The sequence below is a fragment of the Sphingomonas sp. Tas61C01 genome, assembly GCF_052567495.1.
The window spans coordinates 373,587-390,280 of sequence record NZ_CP199583.1 but is presented as its reverse complement, the minus strand read 5'-3'; the positions used below and the strand labels follow the sequence as shown (position 1 = coordinate 390,280).

At 69.4% G+C, this 16,694-nt stretch carries 15 protein-coding genes; 6 read left to right on the top strand and 9 right to left on the bottom strand.

Going from position 1 to position 16,694, the window contains the following annotated elements; translation table 11 throughout:
- Positions 1-33 precede the first annotated feature (33 nt).
- From ACT009_RS01805 to mazG, 3 genes are read left to right on the top strand one after another with little or no spacing between them, the layout of a single operon-like run.
- Positions 34-750 carry an ABC transporter ATP-binding protein gene (locus tag ACT009_RS01805; RefSeq protein ID WP_445192696.1) on the top strand — a complete coding sequence of 239 codons (717 nt, stop codon included), beginning with the start codon at positions 34-36 and terminating at the stop codon, positions 748-750.
- Positions 747-3,236 (top strand): ABC transporter permease, encoded by a 2,490-nt coding sequence (locus ACT009_RS01800; RefSeq protein ID WP_445192695.1) that lies wholly within the window; start codon positions 747-749, stop codon positions 3,234-3,236. Before ACT009_RS01805 ends, ACT009_RS01800 begins: the two co-directional genes overlap by 4 nt.
- Positions 3,237-3,252: 16 nt before the next feature.
- Entirely contained in the window at positions 3,253-4,017 is a 765-nt protein-coding gene (mazG, locus tag ACT009_RS01795) for a nucleoside triphosphate pyrophosphohydrolase (RefSeq protein ID WP_445192694.1), read from the top strand.
- On the opposite strand, the gene hflX is transcribed toward mazG, so the two are convergent.
- The 7 genes from hflX to dusB form a co-directional block, all read right to left on the bottom strand.
- Positions 4,014-5,300, bottom strand: coding sequence for a GTPase HflX (hflX, locus tag ACT009_RS01790; RefSeq protein ID WP_445192693.1), 1,287 nt, complete (start codon positions 5,298-5,300; stop codon positions 4,014-4,016). The two genes, mazG and hflX, sit on opposite strands and share 4 nt — an antisense overlap.
- Positions 5,297-5,794, bottom strand: coding sequence for an RNA chaperone Hfq (gene hfq / locus ACT009_RS01785; protein WP_445192692.1), 498 nt, complete (start codon positions 5,792-5,794; stop codon positions 5,297-5,299). The genes hflX and hfq overlap by 4 nt, the downstream gene beginning before the upstream one ends.
- A gap of 134 nt (positions 5,795-5,928) precedes the next feature.
- Entirely contained in the window at positions 5,929-7,305 is a 1,377-nt protein-coding gene (gene ntrX / locus ACT009_RS01780; RefSeq protein WP_445192691.1) for a nitrogen assimilation response regulator NtrX, read from the bottom strand.
- Positions 7,305-9,545: a sensor histidine kinase gene (locus ACT009_RS01775; RefSeq protein WP_445192690.1), complete on the bottom strand. Its 2,241-nt coding sequence runs from the start codon at positions 9,543-9,545 to the stop codon at positions 7,305-7,307. The genes ntrX and ACT009_RS01775 overlap by 1 nt, the downstream gene beginning before the upstream one ends.
- Positions 9,546-9,600: 55 nt before the next feature.
- Positions 9,601-11,031, bottom strand: coding sequence for a nitrogen regulation protein NR(I) (gene ntrC / locus ACT009_RS01770; protein ID WP_445192689.1), 1,431 nt, complete (start codon positions 11,029-11,031; stop codon positions 9,601-9,603).
- Positions 11,028-12,071 (bottom strand): two-component system sensor histidine kinase NtrB, encoded by a 1,044-nt coding sequence (locus tag ACT009_RS01765; RefSeq protein WP_445193973.1) that lies wholly within the window; start codon positions 12,069-12,071, stop codon positions 11,028-11,030. Before ACT009_RS01765 ends, ntrC begins: the two co-directional genes overlap by 4 nt.
- A 5-nt stretch (positions 12,072-12,076) precedes the next feature.
- The gene (gene dusB / locus ACT009_RS01760; RefSeq protein WP_445192688.1) at positions 12,077-13,075 is read right to left on the bottom strand and encodes a tRNA dihydrouridine synthase DusB; all 999 of its coding nucleotides are present in this window, start codon (positions 13,073-13,075) and stop codon (positions 12,077-12,079) included.
- An 83-nt stretch (positions 13,076-13,158) separates the two neighbouring features.
- Here dusB and ACT009_RS01755 point away from each other — a divergent pair, with 83 nt between their 5' ends.
- Genes ACT009_RS01755 through ACT009_RS01745 form a run of 3 tightly spaced genes read left to right on the top strand, consistent with a single transcriptional unit; the run spans position 13,159 to position 15,355 of the window.
- Complete coding sequence (locus tag ACT009_RS01755; protein ID WP_445192687.1) at positions 13,159-14,319, top strand: bifunctional 2-C-methyl-D-erythritol 4-phosphate cytidylyltransferase/2-C-methyl-D-erythritol 2,4-cyclodiphosphate synthase; 1,161 nt, start codon at positions 13,159-13,161, stop codon at positions 14,317-14,319.
- Positions 14,316-14,843, top strand: a complete 528-nt coding sequence (locus ACT009_RS01750) for a hypothetical protein (protein ID WP_445192686.1) — start codon at positions 14,316-14,318, stop codon at positions 14,841-14,843. Before ACT009_RS01755 ends, ACT009_RS01750 begins: the two co-directional genes overlap by 4 nt.
- A 2-nt stretch (positions 14,844-14,845) precedes the next feature.
- Positions 14,846-15,355, top strand: a complete 510-nt coding sequence (locus ACT009_RS01745) for a CinA family protein (protein WP_445193972.1) — start codon at positions 14,846-14,848, stop codon at positions 15,353-15,355.
- On the opposite strand, the gene ACT009_RS01740 is transcribed toward ACT009_RS01745, so the two are convergent.
- Together ACT009_RS01740 and lipA are read right to left on the bottom strand one after the other, a co-directional pair.
- Complete coding sequence (locus ACT009_RS01740; RefSeq protein ID WP_445192685.1) at positions 15,307-15,774, bottom strand: type II toxin-antitoxin system RatA family toxin; 468 nt, start codon at positions 15,772-15,774, stop codon at positions 15,307-15,309. The genes ACT009_RS01745 and ACT009_RS01740 overlap by 49 nt on opposite strands.
- Positions 15,774-16,694 carry a lipoyl synthase gene (lipA, locus tag ACT009_RS01735; protein ID WP_445192684.1) on the bottom strand — a complete coding sequence of 307 codons (921 nt, stop codon included), beginning with the start codon at positions 16,692-16,694 and terminating at the stop codon, positions 15,774-15,776. Before lipA ends, ACT009_RS01740 begins: the two co-directional genes overlap by 1 nt.

Here is a 16,694-nt window from a genome sequence, read left to right as displayed (position 1 = left end):
CAAGATGGACAACCACCCGGCGCAGTCCGTACCATGCAGACAGTGACGATCGCTCCATCCCTGCCCGATAGCGCGTTGATAGACGTGCGCAACCTGTCCCTCTCGCTCGGAAGCCCGCCGACCCGGATCGACATCCTCCGCGACATCGACCTGCAGGTCGCCGCCGGCGAGACGGTGGCGCTGCTCGGGCCGTCGGGCTCGGGCAAGTCGTCGCTGATGGCGATCCTTGCCGGCCTCGAACGGCCGAGCGGCGGCGAGGTGCGGGTGGCCGGGCTCGACGTCGGACGACTCGACGAGGATGCGCTGGCGGTCGCCCGGCGGGGGCGGATCGGCATCGTGCTCCAGGCCTTCCACCTGCTGCCGACGATGACCGCGCTCGAAAACGTCGCGGTGCCGCTGGAGCTGGCGGGCGAGCGCGATGCGTTCGACGCCGCTCGTGCCGAACTGGAGGCGGTCGGGCTCGGCGCGCGGACCACCCACTTTCCGGCGCAGCTCTCGGGCGGCGAGCAGCAGCGCGTCGCGATCGCGCGGGCGCTGGTCGGCCGCCCGGCGTTGCTGTTCGCCGACGAACCGACCGGAAATCTCGACGCCGCTACCGGCCGATCGATCATGGACCTGTTGTTCGCGCGTCAGGCGGACCGCGGTGCGACGCTGTTCGTGATCACCCACGATGCCTCGCTCGCGGCGCGGTGCGCGCGGGTGATCGAGCTCTCCGATGGGCGGATCGTCGCCGACCGGCGCACCGCGTGACCATCGCCTGGCGACTCGCGCTGCGCGACCTGCGGCGCGGCGGGGGTGGGCTGATCCTGCTGGCGCTATGCCTGTTCCTCGGCACCGCGGCGCTGGCCGGGATAGGCAGCCTGTCCGCCAGCCTCATCGCGGCACTCGATGCGCAGGGGCGAACGATCCTCGGGGGTGATGTCGAGCTGCGGGTATCGCAGCGGCGCGCCACCGTCGATGAACTCGCCGCCTTCGCGGGCGCGGGCACGCTGTCCGAGAGCCTGTCGATGCGGGGCATGGCGCACAGCGACACCGGCGACGCGTTGGTCGACGTGCGCGCGGTCGACCAGCGGTGGCCGCTGCTGGGGAAGCTGAAGCTGGCACCGGGCGCCACTGCCGCCATGCCCGCCGGCCGGCAGGTGGCGATCGCACCGGCGCTCGCCGATCGGCTGCGGCTGCGGGTCGGCGACACGATGCGGCTCGGCGCGGCGGACCTGCGCGTGATCGGCCTGATCGCGGACGAGCCCGACCGGCTGGGCGCGGGCTTCGCGCTCGGCCCGCCGGTGATCGTCGATCTCGCCGGGCTCGACGCGACAAGGCTGGTCCAGCCCGGCAGCCTCTACGAGAGCCGCTATCGCCTGCTGCTCGCCTGGCCCGATCGCGCCGAGGCGGTCGGCAAGCGGCTGGTGGCGCGCTTCCCCGGCCAGGGCTGGTCGAGCCGCACCAGCGACCGCGCCGCGACCGGCTTGCGCCGCGCGATCACGCAATTGGGCCAGTTCCTGCTGCTGGTCGGGCTCGCCGCGCTGGCGATCGCGGGGGTCGGCGTCGGCAGCGGCGTCGCCGCCTATCTCGGCGCCAAGACCCGGATCATCGCGACGCTGAAGGTGCTCGGCGCGCAGTCGCGCACGATCGCGACGATCTTCCTGCTGCAACTCGGCATCGTCGCCGCGGTCGGGATCACCGCGGGGTTGCTGCTCGGGGCGGGGGTGCCTTGGATCGTCGCCACGGTGGCGGGCGACGCGCTGCCGGTGCCGCCAGCGCTGGCGGTCTACCCCGCCCCGCTCGCGACGGCGGCGGTGCTCGCCATCCTCGCCGCACTGCTGTTCGCCCTGCCCGCCTTGGCGCGAGCCCGCCGGGTTCCCGCGGCCACCCTGCTCCGCGACGTCGTCGGCAGCGCGGCCCGGCCCTCCCGCCGGGTGGTCGGCACGATGCTGCTGCTGGTCGGCGCGATCATGGCGCTCGCAGTGCTGACCGCGGCGGACCGGATGCTGGCGCTCGGCTTCGTGGCGGCGGTCACCGCGCTGATCGTGCTGCTCTGGGGCATCGGCGTCCTGATCCGCCTCGCGCTGAAACGCCTGCCCCGCCCGCGTCATCCGCTCGTCCGGCTCGCCGTCACCAATCTCTACCGCCCGGGATCGCAGATCGACCGGCTCGTCGTCGCACTCGGCCTCGGCTTCTCGCTATTCGTCGCGCTCGCAGTGATCGACACCAGCCTCGCCGCCGAATTGAGCGACGCCGCTCCCGCCAAGGCGCCGCGCTTCTTTGCGATCGACCTGCAACCCGCCGACGCCGCGCGCTTCCGGTCGATCATCGCGGGCGTCGCTCCCGGCACCCGGATCGAGGCGGTGCCGTCACTCCGCGGCTCGATCAGCGCGGTGAAGGACGTCCCCGTCGCCTCGATGAAGGCGGTTCCCGAAGCCGCATGGGTCCTCCGCGGCGACCGGACGCTCACCTGGTCCGCCACACTGCCGCCGCGTAACGTGGTGACCGCGGGCAAATGGTGGCCGGCGGACTATCAGGGGCCGCCGCTGGTATCGATCGAGGACCGCGCCGCCGCCGCGCTGGACCTGAAGGTCGGCGATCGGATCACCGTGTCGGTGCTCGGCGTCGACATCCCGGCGCGGATCGCGGCGCTGCGCACGATCGATTGGGGCGGGCTCGGGCTCAACTTCGCGATCGTCTTCTCGCCCGGCTATATCGAGGAAGCGCCCTATGCGCTGCTCGCCTCGGTCTACTCGCCCGCATCGCGCGACGGTCTGGTCACGCGCCGGATCGCGAGCGCGCTGCCGTCGGTGACGATGATCCGCGTCGGCGACGTCATCGCGCAGATCGGCGACGTGCTGCGCCAGGTCGCACTGGCGATCCGCGTCGCCGGGGCGGTGACCGTCGCGGCGGGGATCGCGGTGCTGGTCGGCGCGGTCGCGGCCTCGGGCCGCGCACGACGCTATGACGCCATCATCCTCAAGCTGCTGGGCGGGACCTCGCGCCAGGTGCTGGCGGTGCAGGCCGCCGAATACGCGCTCCTCGCAATGGTGCTCGGGTCGGTGGCCGTCGCGGTCGGCAGCGCCGCGGGGTGGTACGTCGTGGTGCAGGTGTTCGATCTCGGCTTCGCGCCCGATTGGGCGACGGTGGCGCTGACTCTCGGCGCCGCGATGGCGATCACGCTTGCGATCGGCCTGCTCGGCAGCCTACCCGCGCTGCGATCTCGCCCCGCCGCGATGCTCCGCGACCTGTGAAGGACCAGCCTCGACGATGACCACCGCACCCGCCCCCGTCTCGATCGACCGGCTCGTCCGGATCATGGCGCAGTTGCGCGATCCGGCGACGGGATGCGCGTGGGACCGCGCCCAGACCTGGGCGACGATCGCGCCCTACACGATCGAGGAGGCGTACGAAGTCGCAGACGCGATCGAGCGGAACGACGCCGACGATCTGGTCGACGAACTCGGCGACCTCCTGCTCCAGGTCGTCTTCCACGCCCGCATCGCCGAAGAAGCCGGCGCCTTTGCGTTCGGCGACGTCGTCACCGCGATCTGCGACAAGATGGAGCGCCGCCACCCCCACATCTTCGGCGATGCGGCGGCGAGCCCCGGCTGGGAAGCGATCAAGGCGGCCGAACGCGCGCAGCGGGCCGACGACGGCACATTGGCCGGGGTCGCGACCGGCCTCCCCGCGCTGCTCCGCGCCGTGAAGCTGCAAGATCGCGCGGCGCGGGTCGGCTTCGACTGGCCCGACACCACCGGCCCCCGCGCCAAGATCGACGAAGAACTCGCCGAGATCGACGACGCACCGCCCGAGCACGTCGAGGAGGAGGTCGGCGACCTGCTGTTCGCGGTGGTCAATTGGTCGCGCCATCTCGGCATCGACCCCGAGGCCGCACTACGCCGGGGAAACGTCAAGTTCGAGCGCCGCTTCCGCGGGATGGAGGCGATCGCGGGCAACACCTTCGCAGGGCTGACGCTCGAACAGAAGGAGAAATTATGGGCCGAGGTCAAGCGGGCAGCGATTAAACCCTAGCGCTGCAGAAACCGCTCGTAATCGCGTTCTGCCAGCCGAACCTCATACTGGGTCTGAACACCCTCCGGCGTTTGCGCCAGCACCTCGCCATGCGCATGCAACCACGCCGCCCCCGCCCCGTCCCCGGCATCGAGCGTGATCCAGTAGCGGCGATGCGCCTCGGTCAACTTGCCGGCGACCTCCGTCATCAGCCGATCGATTCCCTCGCCGGTCAAGGCCGAGATCGCCACCACATCGTCACGGCGCTCGGCCTCGGTGACCATCGCGTCGTGACGGTCGCCGTCGAGCAGGTCGAGCTTGTTCCACACTTCGAAGCGCGGCGTCGCGTCGGCGACCCCGATCTCGTTCAGCACCGCCTCGACATCGGCTCGCTGCGCCTCGGTATCGGGGTGCGCGATGTCGCGGACATGGACGAGCAGGTCGGCGGACACCACCTCCTCCAGCGTCGCCTTGAACGCCGCCACCAGCTGAGTCGGCAGGTCCGAGACGAAACCGACCGTGTCCGACAGGATCGCCTTGTCGATCCCCGGCAGCGCGATCTGGCGCAGCGTCGGGTCGAGCGTCGCGAACAGCAGGTCCTCCGCCATCACGTCGGCGCCGGTCAGCCGATTGAACAGCGTCGACTTGCCCGCATTGGTATAGCCGACCAGCGCGATCACCGGCCATGGCGCGCGTTGGCGCCGCTCGCGGTGGAGCCCGCGGGTGCGACTGACCGAATCCAGCTCACGCCGCAACCGCGCCATCCGGTCGCGGATCAGCCGTCGATCCGCCTCGATCTGGGTCTCGCCCGGACCGCCGAGGAAGCCGAAGCCGCCGCGCTGCCGCTCGAGATGGGTCCAGCTGCGCACCAGCCGCCCCGCCTGGTAATCGAGATGCGCGAGTTCGACCTGCAACCGGCCCTCGGCGGTCGCCGCGCGCTCGCCGAAGATCTCGAGGATCAGCCCGGTCCGATCGATCACCTTGGTGCCGAGCCCGGTTTCCAGGTTACGCTGCTGGACCGGAGTCAGGCTGGCGTCGAACACCACCAATGACGCCTCCGCCATCCGTGCGGTCGCGGCGAGCTGCTCGACCTGACCGCTGCCGATCAGCGTCGCAGGCTTCGCCGCCCGGACGCGGAACACGACACGATCGGTGACGACCAGCCCGATCGCCGCGGCGAGCCCGGCGGTCTCGGCGAGCCTGGCCTCGGCATCGCGGGTGGCGTCGCCCTGGTCTGGCAGCACCACGATCGCCCGGGCACCGCGGGCGACATCGTCACGGTCGCGCTCGAACCCTGCGCTCAAGACTCCTCGACCTCTTCCTCCTCGCCCGTGTCGGACAGGTTGAGCGGCCGCGCAGGCTGGATCGTCGACACCGCGTGCTTGTAGACGAGCTGCGCCATGCCCTCGCGCTGCAACAGCATGCAGAACAGGTCGAAGCCCGCAATCTGGCCCTGGAGCATCACGCCGTTAATCAGGAACATCGTCACCGAATCTTCGGATTTGCAAACCGCGTTGAGGAAGATTTCCTGCAACAACGGCTGCTTGCGCGATCCTTCTCCGACGCCGTCGACGATCGCGGCGATGTCCATCGGACCCGACGGCATGATCGTCGAGATCGCGTGCTTGTAGATCAGCTGGCTCTGCCCGTCCCGGCGCAGCAGCACCGAGAAATTATCGAACCAGGTGACGATCCCCTGGAGCTTGACGCCCTTCACGAGGAACATCGTCACCGGAATTTTACCGCGCCGCAGCGCGTTGAGGAAGAGATCCTGGAGTGATCCCTGCTTGTCGGCCATGTCGGTGGGCCTTTCGGTTCTTGGCAGGCCGTTCGCCCGCATTGCGCCGGTTCCCGGCGTCGGATGGCGGCGCGAAACTCGCCGCCGTTGCGTAATCTATGGTGCCCGACCCGCTACGTCCAGATGCGCGGGCATCAATCGTCGCGCATGTCGGTGATGCCGAGCAGCTTGAGCTTCCGGTGCAGCGCCGATCGCTCCATGCCGATGAAGCTCGCGGTGCGGCTGATGTTGCCCGAAAAGCGCCGGATCTGGACGCGAAGATATTCGCGCTCGAACGTCTCCCGCGCCTCCCGCAGCGGTGCACCCATGATCGTGCCCCCGGTGCCGCCGCCGATATCGCCCTGCTCGCCCAGCACCTCGGCGGGCAACAGGTCGAGATCGATCCGCCCGATGCGGTCGCCCGGCGCCAGGATGATCGTCCGCTCGACGACGTTGCGAAGCTGGCGGACATTTCCGGGCCAGTCGTAGGATTGCAGCGCAACCATCGCATCCGCCGCGATTTCCGGCGTAGGCACCCGGCGTTCGGAGGCGTAGTGCGCGATGAAATGCTCGACCAGCGCCGGGATGTCCTCGCGACGATCGGCGAGCGACGGGATCATCACCGGCACCACGTTGAGCCGGTAATAGAGGTCCTCGCGGAACCGCCCCGCCGCGATCTCGTCGGTCAGGTCGCGCGCGGTCGCGGAGACGACGCGGACGTCGACCTTCACGACGCGGGTGCCGCCGACACGGGTGAAGCTCTGGTCGGTCAGCACGCGCAGGATCCGCGCCTGGGTCGCGATCGGCATGTCCGCAATCTCGTCGAGGAACAGCGTGCCACCATGCGCCTGTTCGAGCATGCCGGGGCGGACGAGATCGCCGCCCTCCTCCACCCCGAACAATTCCTCCTCGACGCGTTCCGGGGTCATCCGCGCGGCGCTGACGATGATGAACGGGGCCTGCGCACGGTTGCTCCAACCGTGCAACAGCCGCGCCGCGACTTCCTTGCCGACGCCGGCGCCGCCCATCACGAGCACCCGGCTGCCGGTCGCCGCGACCCGCTTCAACGTCGCGCGGACGCCGTTGATCGCGCCCGAGCTGCCCGTCAGGTCGCTCTCGCGCCCCGCATAGGCGCGCAACGACGCGACCTCGCGCCGCAGACGCTCGGTCTCGGTCGCACGCGCGACCATCAGCAACAGGCGTTCGGCCTCGAACGGCTTCTCGATGAAATCGGCGGCACCGCGCCGGATCGCGGCGACCGCCGTATCAAGGTTGCCGTGCCCGGAAATCACCAGCACCGGGATCGACGGGTCGCGACGCTTGATCTCGTCGAGCAGTTCGAGCCCGTCGAGGCGCGAGCCCTGCAGCCACACGTCGAGCAGCACCAGTGACGGTCGCCGCGTCGCGATCGCCTCTAGCGTCGCGTCGCTGTCCGCCGCGGACCGCGTCTCGTAGCCTTCGTCCTCGAGGACGCCGGTCACCAGTTCGCGAATGTCGTGTTCGTCGTCGACGACGAGGATATCGAGCGCCATCAGGTCAATGTCCGATTTCGAGTAAGTGCCGCGAGTTGGCCGTCGCCGGCCGGCTCGCGATCGGTATCCCCCGTGTCGAACGTCGCAAGCGTCCCCGCATCGAAGCACATCCGCACGACTGCGCCTCCCCCCTCCCGGTCGAAGAAACTGATCGTACCGAGATGTTCTTCCACGATTTTCTTGACGATCGCCAGCCCCAGCCCGGTGCCGCGTGCGCGCGTCGTCATATAGGGTTCGACGATCCGGTCGCGCTCCGCGGGCAGGCCGATGCCGGTGTCGGCGACGTCGACCAGCACCTGGTGCCCGTCCTGGCTCAGCGTCATCACGATCCTGCCCGCGACATCGCCCTTGCTCTCGATCGCTTCCACCGCATTCTTGACGATGTTGGTGAACGCCTGACCGAGCTGGCGACGATCGCACACCAGAACCGGGCCGGGATCGTCGTGGACGAGATCGAAGACGATCCCCGAATGCGCGACTTCGTGGAGGAACATCGCCTGCCGCGCGATGTCGACGATCGATTCCTCGCGGAACACCGGCTTGGGCATTCGCGCGAAGGAGGAGAATTCGTCGACCATCCGCCTGAGATCGCCGACTTGGCGCACGATCGTGTCGGTCAGCCGAGCGAACGTCGTGTCCTCGGGATCGATTTTGCTGCCGTAGCGGCGCTGGAGCCGTTCGGCCGCCAGCTGGATCGGGGTGAGCGGATTCTTGATCTCGTGCGCGATCCGCCGCGCGACGTCGGACCAGGCGGCGCGACGCTGGTCGAGCACCTGCTGGGTGATGTCGTCGAAGGTCAGGATCGGACCCGCATCGGTCCGCGCGATCCGCACCGCCAACGTCCGCGTGTCCGACGATCGCGAGACCTGGACGATCGCCTCGCGGTCCCGCCCGGCGACGAGATCCGCCAGCTCGGGCGCGACCGCGGCGAGCCGGTGCCCGACGAGCCCGTCGACTTCGGTGCCGATCAGGGATGTCGCCGACTGGTTCGCGAGCCGGATCGTGCCGTCGCCCGCGGTGGCGATCACCCCGGCCGATACCCCCGCCATCACCGCCTCGATCAGCGCACGGCGGTTCTCGAGCTGGTCGTTCGCGGTGACGAGCTCGGTATTCTGCTCCTCCAGCCGCACCGTCATCTGGTTGAACGCCTTCGCCAGCGTCCCGACCTCGTCGCGACTCCGCGGATCGGGCACCCGCGCGCGCAAATCGCCGCCCGCGACGCGCCGCGCCGCCGCGACCAGTTCCTCGACCGGCCTTACCAGCCGATCGGCGACCGCGAGCGCGATCCATACCGAGATCCCGACGATGAACAGCGACACGAACAGCAACGCTGCGTTGAATTGCAGTTGCAGGCTCCGCGCTCGCGCCAGAAGCGCCCGATAGTCGGTGACGATCGCTTCTGCGCGCGCGGTCTGCGTCGTCATCCGCTTGGTGTCCTCGACGCGCGCCGCGTAGAGGAACAGCTGATCGGACCCAGGCAACGCGGTCAGCGTCTGGATGCGGTCCCCGGTTACGGTGACTATGCTGCGACGTCCCGATTTTAGCCGCGCGATCGCGGTGGGCGTGACCTGTTTCGACAGATCGATCGCATATGGGTTCACGATCGCCATCGTCTGAATGCCGCTCTTCGGCGACACCGCGAACAGCGCACCCTCGGACAGGCTGCGATAATAGACCTGCTGGAAGAAGAACGACGCGAACCGCGGGTCGATCGAATTGTCGCGCAGATACACCGACATGTCGTCGGCCATCGTCACTGTCGCTTCTTCCCACCGCCGCAGCTGCTGATCGTAGGAGGTGCGCGCCAGCACCGTCGCATTCTCGAGCATTCCGCGCGCACGATCCGAATACCAGAATTGGACGCCATATTGGAACAGCAGCGAGGCGAAGATCGCGACCAGCAGCATCGGCACCGCGGCGACGATCGAGAACAGCCCGACCAGTCGAACGTGCAGCCGCCCACCCCCGCCGATCGCCGAGCGCGCCGCCCGTCGCATCGCGACCCGGCGACCGAGCAACATCATCAGCGCAACGCCCGACACTAGGTTCGCGACAAGGATCAGCGCGACGACGGGCGGTGGGATCAGCCGCTGCGGCGAGCTTTGGTTGGTGATGACGAGGTAGCTGGTGATTGCGACCACGATCGCGATCGCGACAACCAGCGCTTCGACGGCGGGGGTAATCGCGAACCTGCGGCTTTGCTCTTCAGCGCCTAAATCTGGCGTCGGCGACGCAATCATCGCTGCCTCCGTACAACGTCGATTGTTGCACGGAAACCACATAATTGCGCAAAGCTCAGCTTCGCTCCCCCGCCTCGTCGCCGCTCACCGCAATGCCGAGCGTATCGAGCCGCTTGCGCAGCGTGTTTCGGTTGATGCCGAGGGCCCGCGCGGCGCGAAGCTGGTTCTGGCCGTGGCGCGCCAGCATCATCTCGATCAGCGGGCGCTCGACCTCGCCGATCACGCGTTCGTAAAGCGTGCCGTCCTCTAGCGCGCCGGACCGCTCGCTGCCGATCCGATCGACGAGGTGGCGGACCGCCGCCGCGATGCCGGGGTCCGGCACCTCGCTGGAGACCGGCCGATCGCCGAGCAGCGCGTTGATCGTGGGCGCGTCGATCACCTCGTCGCGGGCGAGCACCGCCAGGCGGCGCATCAGGTTCTCGAGCTCGCGGACATTGCCCGGCCAGTCGTGCGCGGCGAGCGCCGCCATGGCGTCATCGGCCAGCTCGCGACGCGGCAACCCCTGCGCCGCGGCATGCTCCAGGAAATGGGGTGCCAGCAATGCCACGTCCTGGCGCCGGTCGCGCAACGAAGGCAGGGCGATCGGGACGACATTCAAGCGGTAGAACAGATCCTCTCGAAACAGGCCCGCCGCCACCTGCACCGCCAGGTCGCGGTTGGTCGCGGCGACGATGCGCACGTCGCTGCGGATCGTCCGCGCGCCGCCGACGCTGGTGAACTCGCCCGATTGCAGCACCCGCAACAGCCGGGTCTGCGCCTCCATCGGCATGTCGCCGATCTCGTCGAGGAACAGGGTGCCCCCCGCCGCCTGCTCGAATCGCCCGGCGTTGCGCTGCGCCGCGCCGGTGAAGGCGCCGCGTTCGTGCCCGAACAGTTCCGCCTCGATCAGCTCGCGTGGGATCGCCGCCATGTTGATCGCGACGAACGGCGCCGACGCGCGGTGGCCGAGATCGTGGATCGCGCGCGCCACCAATTCCTTGCCGGTGCCCGATTCGCCCGAGATCAGCACGGTCAGGTCGTTCGACACCACCCGCGCGATCACCCGGTAGACGTTCTGCATCGCCGGCGATCGCCCGATCAGCGGCAGCGCGTGATCCTCGCTGACCGGCAGCGACGCCGATACCGATCCGCGCGCCAATGCCCCCGACACCGCACGGGTGAGATCGTCGAGGTCGAACGGCTTGGGAAGATATTCGTACGCGCCGACCTCCGCCGCGCGCACCGCGGTGGTCAACGTGTTCTGTGCCGACAGGATGATGATCGGCAGCGCGGGCATCCGCGCGGTGATCTCCGCCATTCGCGCGATGCCGTCGCCATCGGGAAGCACCACGTCGCTGACGAGCACGTCGGGCATGCTGGTCGCCAGCGCGCGATCGAGCTGCGCCAGCGTCTCCGCGGTGATCACCTCGTGCCCGGCCCGGCGCAGTGCCTGCGCGACCACGGTACGGATCGCGGCGTCGTCGTCGACGACCAGCACGCGGCTCACGACGCGGCTCTCGGCAGAAGCAGGCGGAGGACGGTCATCTCGGGCGATCCTTCACGGGAATATTGGACGATGCCGCCCATGTCGCGGGTCAGCTTGTCGACGAGCGCGAGGCCCAGGCCCTGCCCCTCGCGCCGGCCGGAAACGAACGGGTCGAACAGGTGGTCGACGATCTCGGCGGGGGCGCCCGGCCCGGTGTCGATCACGCAGATCTCGATCGGCAGCGGCACGCGCGGACGCCCCGGACCGGCGCTGACCGACATGCCGTGGCGATAGGCGGTGGCGATGATGATGCGCGGTTTCGCCGTCGATCGAACGGCTTCGCGGGCGTTCTTCAGCAGGTTGATGACGATCTGCAGCAGCGCGTCGCGATTGACCGTCGCGGGCGGCAGCGAGGGATCGAAGCGCTCCTCGATGACGATGCCGCGCGCGAACCCCGCCAGCGCGACGCTGCGCGCATGATCGAGCAGCGGATAGATGTTCTCGGGCGTGAGCGGCAGCGGGCGGGTGTCGCTGAAATCCTGCATCCGGTCGATCAGCGCGGCGATCCGATCGACCTCGGTGACGATCAGCTTGGTCAGCTCGCCCGCGCCGATCAATTGCGCGGCGCCGCGGATTCCCGACAGCGGGTTCTTGATCTCGTGCGCCAGCATCGCCGCGGCACCCACCGCCGCACGCGCGCCGCCAGCCCGGTCCGCCGCATGACCCAGCCCGCGCGAACCCGCCGCGGAGTGGAGCGAGATCGTCCGCCAGCCCGGATGATCCGCGATCAGCGCCTCGACGAAATCGACGCGAATCTTGCCGCGTGAGGTCGCGATCTCGGTATCGTAGACCGCCACCCCCTGCCCGTCGCGGCGGTCGTCAGCGGTCGGCGGCGGCAGGATCGCGCGGAGCGGCTGCCCGGTCATCACCCGCTCGGAGAGGTTCAGCAATTCCTCGGCATGGCTGTTCGCGTGCGCGATCCGGTCGTCGGGATCGACCACCAGGACCGCGACCGGCAAGGCGGCGAACAGCTCCGCGAACCCCGGGCGCCCCGCCACCATCCGGATCAAGCGGCTTCGCGCTGACGCCAGGGCCGGTAGAAGTCGGCAAGCATCGCCTTCACCCGATCAGGGTCGGGCACCTGGTTCACCGTATTGCGGAACTCGGCCGACCCGGTCAGCCCCCGGGTGTACCAGCCGATATGCTTACGCGCCATGTTGACGCCGATGACGTTGCCGTAATGCTCCAGCATCGCCTCGTAATGCGCTGCGATCGCGTCATATTGATCGGAGACGCTCGGGTCGGGCCGGCGATGCCCGGTGGCGAGCCACTCCATCACCTGGCCGAGGAACCAGGGCCGACCATAGGCGCCGCGCCCGATCATCACGCCGTCCGCGCCCGACTGGTCGAGCGCGGCGTCGGCGTCTTCGATGGTATTGATGTCGCCATTGGCGATCACCGGCACCGTCACCGCTTCCTTCACCCGACGGATGAACCGCCAGTCCGCCTCGCCCTTGTACATCTGGTTGCGGGTACGACCGTGGACGGTGATCATCCGCACGCCGAGATCCTCCGCGATCCGCGCCAGTTCGGGTGCGTTGAGGCTGTCGTGGCACCACCCCATCCGCATCTTCAGCGTCACCGGCGCGGACACCGCCTTCACCACGCCGGCGATGATCGCCCCGGCGAGCGCGGTGTCGCGCATCAGCGCCGATCCCGCATCGCCATTGGTGACCTTGCGCACCGGGCAGCCCATGTTGATGTCGATGATCGCGGCGCCGCGATCCTCCGCCAGCCGCGCCGCCTCGCCCATTTCATAGGGGGTGCAGCCGACCAGCTGCATCGACACCGGCTCCTCCGACAGATCCCACGCCGCCTTCTGGATTGACTGCCGGGTCTCGCGGATCGCGGCCTGGCTTGCGATCATCTCGGTGACGTTGAGACCCGAGCCATAGCGGCGCACCAGCGTCCGGAACGGCATGTCGGTCACGCCGGTCATCGGCGCGAGCACCACGGGGTGGTCGATCCGGACGGGTCCGATCTGGATGGGGGCTAGGTTGCGCATGTGCCTGAAAAATGGGCACCTACGGGAAAGCTGCCGTGGAGGCAAGGCTGGCGGCGGGGCCGACGCGGCGCTAGGGCGACGCCATGACCGCCCCGCCCCGCGTAGCCGCACCGCCCCGCGTAGCCGCATTGATCGTCGCCGCCGGATCCGGCGTCCGCGCCGGCGGCGACCTTCCCAAGCAGTACCGCGAGCTCGCCGGACGCGCGCTGGTCGCCCATGCCCATGACGCATTCGCGAACCATCCCGCGATCGACGAGGTAATCGTCGTCGTCGCACCCGATGCCCAAACCCGCGCCCGGTCGCTGCTCGCCACGGCGCGGATCGTCGCGGGCGGGGAGACCCGGCGCGAGTCGGTGCGCGACGGGCTCGACCATGTCACCGCGCCCCTGGTGCTGATCCACGATGCCGCCCGCCCGCTGGTGCCCGCCGCGGTGATCGACCGCCTCATCGCCGCGCTCGTCGAGGCGGACGGCGCGACGCCGATATTGCCGGTCGCGGATACCCTCGCCCGCGACGAGGGCGACCGGCTGGGCGAGGTGATCCCGCGCGCGGGGCTGATCCGCATCCAGACCCCGCAGGGCTTCCGCACCGCCGTGATCCGCGAGGCGCACGCCCGCTGGCCCGAGGGCGAGGAAGCCACCGACGACGCGCAGATGGTGCGGCGGCTTGGCGGCGACGTCCGCTTGGTGCAGGGCGACGCGATGCTCGAAAAGGTCACCCACCCGCAGGACTTCGCGACCGCCGAGGCGCGCCTCGCCTATGAGAGCCGCAGCGCGAGCGGTTTCGATGTCCACCGGCTCGAAGCGGGCGAGGAACTGTGGCTCGGCGGCGTGCTCGTGCCCCACGACAAGGGGCTGTCGGGGCATAGCGACGCCGACGTCGCGCTCCACGCGCTGACGGATGCGCTGCTCGGCACGATCGCGGCGGGCGATATCGGCACGCATTTCCCGCCGAGCGATCCGCAGTGGAAGGGTGCCGACTCGGCGCAGTTCCTCCAGCACGCCGCGTCGCTGATCACCGATCGCGGCGGTCGCATCGACTTCGTCGACCTGACGATCATCTGCGAGGCGCCCAAGATCGGCCCGCATCGTGAGGCGATGCGTGCCCGGATCGCGGCGCTGCTCGATCTCGTGACCGATCGGGTCAGCATCAAGGCCACCACCACCGAACGGCTCGGATTCACGGGCCGCGGCGAAGGCATCGCGGCGCAGGCGGTCGCGACCGTCAGCGTGCCCCGCACATGAAGCGGCTCGCCCTCGCCCTGGCGCTGACCTCGCTGGTCGCCTCGCCCGCCGCCGCGCAGCAGCGCTGCATCACCACCCCCGAGGCGGAGGCGATGGCGCTGGTCGCACTGCCCGATCTGCTCCGCCAGACCGGTACCGTCTGCACCGGGCGGCTGCCGGCCGCGAGCTTGCTGCGCAATCCGCAGAGCCGGTTGATCGCGCGCTACGAGGTGGAAGCGACGCGCGCCTGGCCGGTCGCGCGCAACGCGATCGTCAAGCTGAGCGACCCTGCGGTCGACGCGATGCTCGATTCCGATTTCGCGCGGCCGCTGCTCACCTCGCTGCTGGTGCCGATGCTGGTCGGCCGGATCGCGCCCGCGGACTGCGGCACGATCGACCGGCTGGTCGCGCTGCTCGAACCGCTGCCGCCGCGCAACACCGCGGGCATCGTCGTCGCGACGCTGCACTATTTGAAGGCCAAGAAGGCGAAGGGCGAGCGCGTGTCGGTCCCCGACCTGCCGCTCTGCGAGGCGGAGGCGCGATGACGATGGACACGATCCTGCCCGATCAGCTGGTCGAGGCCGCACGCAAGGTGATCGAGGCGAACCGCGCCGCGGGCCGCACCGTGACGCTGGCGGAAAGCTGCACCGGCGGGCTGGTCGCCGCGGCGCTGACCGAAATTCCGGGATCGTCCGAGGTGCTCGAGGCCGGCTTCGTGACCTATTCGAACGACGCCAAGCAGGCGCTGCTGAAGGTCAGCTCCGACGTGCTCGACACCTTCGGCGCGGTGTCGATCGCCGTCGCGTGGAGCATGGCGCAAGCGGCGCTGGAGCGGTCCGGCGCCGACGTCGCGGTCGCGATCACCGGGGTTGCGGGACCGGGCGGCGGCACCGCCAAGAAACCGGTCGGAACGGTGGTGTTCGCCCGCGCGGTGAAGGGCGGCGACCCGTCCGACGTGCATGCCGATCGCAAGGAGTTCGGCGATCTCGGCCGCGGCGGCGTCCGGCTTCAGGCCGCGCTGTGCGCGCTCGAATTGTTGCTGCCGGTCGATCCGTAGAGGTCGGCCGCGCGGGTCTCGAAGGCGCCGATCATCTTGCGCAGCGCCTGGCCGAACACCTGCCCCGCCAGCATTTCGAACACCCGGTTCTTGAACGCGAAGTCCACCGAGAAATCGACTGCGCAACCACCGTCCTCGCGGCGGAACCGCCACTCGTTGCGGAGGTATTTGAGAGGGCCGTCGATATAGTCGACCGTGATCGTGTCCGGGTACGACTTCTTCACGCGCGAGGTGAAGGTCTCGCGCAGGCCCTTGAACCCGACGATCATGTCCGCGAGCGTCTCGGTCGCGGTGTCGGACCGCACCCGCATCGCGCTGACCCACGGGAGGAACTGCGGGTAGCTCTTCACGTCGGCGACCATCTCGTACATCTGCTCGGGCGTGTACGGCAGGTGCCGGGTCTCGCTGTGCTTGGGCACTAGGCGCGCGCCAGCTGCGCCTCGCGCGCGGAACGGAGCTTCGCAAAATCGTCGCCGGCGTGGTAGCTCGACCGCGTCAGCGGGGACGAGGCGACCAGCAGGAACCCCTTGGCGCGCGCGATCCCGGCATAGGCGTCGAACGCCTTGGGCGTGACGAATTCTGCGACCTTCGCATGCCGCGGCGTCGGCTGCAGATACTGGCCCATCGTCAGGAAATCGATGTCGGCCGACCGCATGTCGTCCATCACCTGGTGGATCTCCAGCCGCTCCTCGCCCAGCCCGAGCATCACGCCCGATTTGGTGAAGATCGACGGATCGTGGCGCTTGACGCTCTCCAGCAGCCGCAACGACGCATAGTAGCGCGCGCCGGGGCGGATCGTGGGGTAGAGCCGCGGCACCGTCTCCAGATTGTGGTTGTAGACATCGGGACCTGCCTCGACGATCGATTCGACCGCGGCCTGCGCCTTGTTGCGGAAATCGGGCGTCAGGATCTCGATCGTGGTCGACGGCGTCGTCCGGCGCAGCGCCTGGATGACCTTCACGAACTGCGACGCGCCGCCATCGGGCAGGTCGTCGCGATCGACCGAGGTGATCACGATGTGCTGCAGCCCGAGCTCCGCCGCCGCATCCGCAGTGTGCTGCGGCTCCAGCGGGTCGACCGCACGCGGCATGCCGGTCTTGACGTTGCAGAACGCGCAGGCGCGGGTGCAGGTGTCGCCCAGGATCATCACCGTCGCGTGCTTCTTGGTCCAGCACTCGCCGATATTCGGGCACGCCGCCTCTTCGCACACGGTCGCGAGGTTGAGCCGACGCATCAGCGCCTTCGTCTCGCCGAAGCCGATGCTGGTCGGCGCCTTCACGCGGATCCAGTCGGGCTTGCGCTCTCTGGCGGGCCGGGCGAGCGGGGTCATCTCGTTCAT